The sequence below is a fragment of the Thalassolituus sp. UBA2009 genome, assembly GCF_002335285.1.
GTDB lineage: Bacteria > Pseudomonadota > Gammaproteobacteria > Pseudomonadales > Oceanobacteraceae > Venatoribacter > Venatoribacter alkanivorans.
Map to the genome: position 1 here is coordinate 1 of NZ_DDCJ01000165.1, position 3,129 is coordinate 3,129.

Genomic DNA, 3,129 nt, shown 5'->3' on the forward strand with positions numbered 1-3,129 from the left:
GGACTCCTCGTCAGTTTTACTTTGGTGTCCGTTAAAACGGGGGAAGATCAGTCTCCCGTTGCGGCCTGTTGTTATGTTTATTGTTGCTGTTGGGCACCGTGCAGCGGCCAGACTCTTGTCGCCTGAAGGTGTCTTCTCTGCGTGCAGCCACTTTGTATGCCCTGTCTTATACGGCTTGTCCAGGGTTAATCAGGGCAGGATAGCGAGCGGCATCAGATCAGTGGAAATTCCTGCTGGTGTTGCAGAAAAAAGTCGATAAATACGCGCACCCGGTTGGGCATGTGTTTACGTGCGGGATAAACAAGAAAGAGTGGCAGCAGTGGCAATCCGGCCGGGTCGGGCAGGGCCTGCAAGGTTCCGGCGGCCACTTCCGCTGCGCAAAAGCCAACCGGCAGTATGGCCAGATTCTGACCCTGCTGGCAGAGCTGTTTGGCCAGCGTCAGGTTGTGGGTCTGCAGCTGGCTTTCGCGCCAGTTAAGGTCAGTGGTTAACAGTGGGCGGATATTCAGCGGGTCTGCGATTGGGTAATGCTGCCAGTTAACAGGAGTTTCGTTCCGGGCGGGGTGGCTGGCCGCGCAGAAAAAGCCCAGCTGTACATCGCCCAGTTTACGCGCAATCAGGCTCAGTGAGCCCGGCGCCCGTCCGCGAATAGCAACGTCTGCCTGGCTGTTAATAAAGTCGACGGTTTCATCGGTGCTGTGCACCTCAACACTGAGTTTGGGATAGCGGGCACTGAACGCCTGCAGCAGAGCGGCAAGCGGGGCCATGGGCAGATCAAGGGGAACACTGATTCTGATGCGGCCGGTCAGATCCTGCGGGCGGATCAGACTGTCTTCCAGATCCAGCAGTTGATCCAGAACTTCTTTGCAGCGACTGAAGTACAGGCGGCCTTCATCGGTCAGGCCGACGGAGCGGGTGGTGCGGTTAAGCAGCCGCACGCCGAGGTGCTTTTCCAGTGCCTGAACCCGGGCGCTGACTGCGGATGTCGATACCGCCAGACGCCGGCTGGCTTCGGCAAAACTACCGCTGCTGGCGACCTCAATAAAGGTCTGAATGTGCTCTAAGTTTTTCACTATCCCGAAATCCAGGACAGACCATCAATATTGGGCCTGATTATGTGGATAAAACGCGATGATATTCTCCGCTGCACTGATAAACAACCGGAGAAATCGTTATGCACCACTACCTTACTGCGCTGTGTCTGAGCCTTTTGCTGGGCGCGGCTGATCTGCTGGCCGCAGAGTCTAGAACCGGGCAGGCTGACACGTTCAGCTCTCCCCCGCAGGTCAGTATTACCTGGCTGGGCGGCCCGACCATGCTGCTGGAATTTAATGGTTTTCGTCTGCTGACAGACCCGATGCTGGGCAGTGGTGAGCAGGCCTTTATTATGGGCGATCCGAACGAGCCCTTTGACCTGAAGCACGGGCCGAACATTAAGCAACATGCCCGTTTAACGCCGCTGCCGGAGACCGATCTCAGCCAGCTGGATCTGCTGTTGCTCAGCCATGCTCACGAAGATCATTTTGATCAGCAGGCACAAAGCCAGCTGGATAAAGGTCTGCCGCTGCTTGTTCCGGAACATGATCTTGGCGCACTGCAGGCGAAAGGCTTTACGGCCGCGCAGAGTCTGGCCTGGCAGCAGAGCCTGGAATATCAGGCCGGTGCCGGTCATATACGCATTACTGCGGTTGCGGCACACCATTCGGCAGATCCCGCTATTGATACCTTGTTGGGGGCCGGCAATAGCTACTGGCTGGAATTTTCTCAGGGAAGCTGGAGCAAGCGTTTGTACTGGACGGGTGACACTATGCCGGTTGGTGCTGTGCTGACTCAGGTGCAGACGCTGGCTGATAGCCGTGGGGCGCTGGATATTCTTGTTCCGCATCTTGGCCGGGTAGGGACTCCCGGCCCGCTGGGACAGATCAGCATGGGGGCTTCTGATGTGGTGGATATGGCGCGGGCGCTGCAGCCTGAGCGCCTGTTACCCATTCATCATTCCAGTTATGCGCTGTATCTGGAGCCAATCAGTGTGTTGGCGGAGGCCAGTGCTGGTGAAGACTACCAGCTGGATTTACCGCAGGAAGGGGTTACGTTGCACTACTGAGCGGCGAAGCACTCAGCGGCTGTAGGTCGGCTGGTCGTACAGGCTGTAATCAATGCCTTCGGCTATCCGGCCGGCTTCCTGCTGCAGACGACGCTCGCGGATACTCATAGAAAATACCTGCTGGTGCATCTCTTCCATTAACTGCTTCAACTCGCTGTTGCTGCTTAATCCGAGAAAAACACCGGCCTGCATAAAACCCTGCAAACGGAAGCGTTCAGCATCGGTGGCTTTAATGCGTTGTTTGCTGTTGTTAAACATCGTCAGCAGCCGTTGTTTGGCTTCCTCTATAAATTGCTGGCGCAGGGGTGTGGCTGTGGTGGTGTTATTCATGGTGATCCTTCGCGTGTTGATTGTTTCTATTCTGACCGGTGTTATTACGGCTGCCAACGAGCAAATTTTTGCCGGTAAGCCTGTGGTGTCAGACCTGTGCTGCGGCGGAACAGTTCGCGGAAAAAACGCACATCGTCGTAACCACACGCTCGTGCAATCTGTTCAACCTGACGGCGGCTGCCGCTCAGCGCCTGCCGGGCTTTTTCCATACGCAAAGCCTGAATATAGGCCAGCGGCGATTGCCGCACGGCCTGGGTAAAACGGCGTTTGAACTGGCGCTCGCTGAGGTGAATCTGCGCGGCCAGATCGGCGAGGTTAAAAGGCTCACAGCCATGCTGATCGAGCCAGTCCTGAATTTCCAGAATACGTTCATCCTGATGCTGACGCTCAGGCATAAAACCGCTGTACTGCAACTGGCTGTGGCGGTCGGAATCAATCAGCACCGTACGCGCCACCTGCAGGGCGACACTTTCACCAAAATAATCGCGCACCAGTTGCAGGCTCATATCCTGATAGGCGCTGGCTCCGCCGGAGCAACTGATGTTGCCATCGTGGGTCAGCATGGCGTTTTTCTGCCATAAAACAGCGGGAAACTGCTGCTGCAGCCAGTCGGTAACCGCCCAGTGGCTGGTGGCCTGACTGCCTTCCAGAATGCCCGAAGCCGCCAGCACAAAAGCTCCGGTGCAGATACTCAC

The 3,129-nt window shown here is 56.5% G+C and carries 4 protein-coding genes; 1 reads left to right on the forward strand and 3 read right to left on the reverse strand.

Going from position 1 to position 3,129, the window contains the following annotated elements:
- Nucleotides 1–212 precede the first annotated feature (212 nt).
- Nucleotides 213–1,073 (reverse strand): LysR family transcriptional regulator, encoded by an 861-nt coding sequence (locus tag B3P58_RS20300; protein ID WP_286720225.1) that lies wholly within the window; start codon nucleotides 1,071–1,073, stop codon nucleotides 213–215.
- Between the two features lie 101 nt (nucleotides 1,074–1,174).
- Here B3P58_RS20300 and B3P58_RS20305 point away from each other — a divergent pair, with 101 nt between their 5' ends.
- Entirely contained in the window at nucleotides 1,175–2,104 is a 930-nt protein-coding gene (locus tag B3P58_RS20305; protein ID WP_286720227.1) for an MBL fold metallo-hydrolase, read from the forward strand.
- Nucleotides 2,105–2,116: 12 nt separating this feature from the next.
- Here B3P58_RS20305 and B3P58_RS20310 read toward each other — a convergent pair whose 3' ends face one another.
- Together B3P58_RS20310 and B3P58_RS20315 are read right to left on the reverse strand one after the other, a co-directional pair.
- A complete protein-coding gene (locus B3P58_RS20310) occupies nucleotides 2,117–2,434 on the reverse strand; it encodes a hypothetical protein (protein WP_286720229.1) in 318 nt (105 codons plus the stop codon).
- Between the two features lie 44 nt (nucleotides 2,435–2,478).
- A partial coding sequence (locus tag B3P58_RS20315; RefSeq protein WP_286720232.1) for a GlxA family transcriptional regulator occupies nucleotides 2,479–3,129 on the reverse strand: 651 nt, incomplete at its 5' end.

Excerpts from the sequence above, each read along its gene's own strand:
- B3P58_RS20305 (WP_286720227.1), top strand. The coding sequence starts at position 1,175 with ATGCACCACTACCTTACTGCGCTGTGTCTGAGCCTTTTGCTGGGCGCG.
- B3P58_RS20310 (WP_286720229.1), bottom strand. The coding sequence starts at position 2,434 with ATGAATAACACCACCACAGCCACACCCCTGCGCCAGCAATTTATAGAG.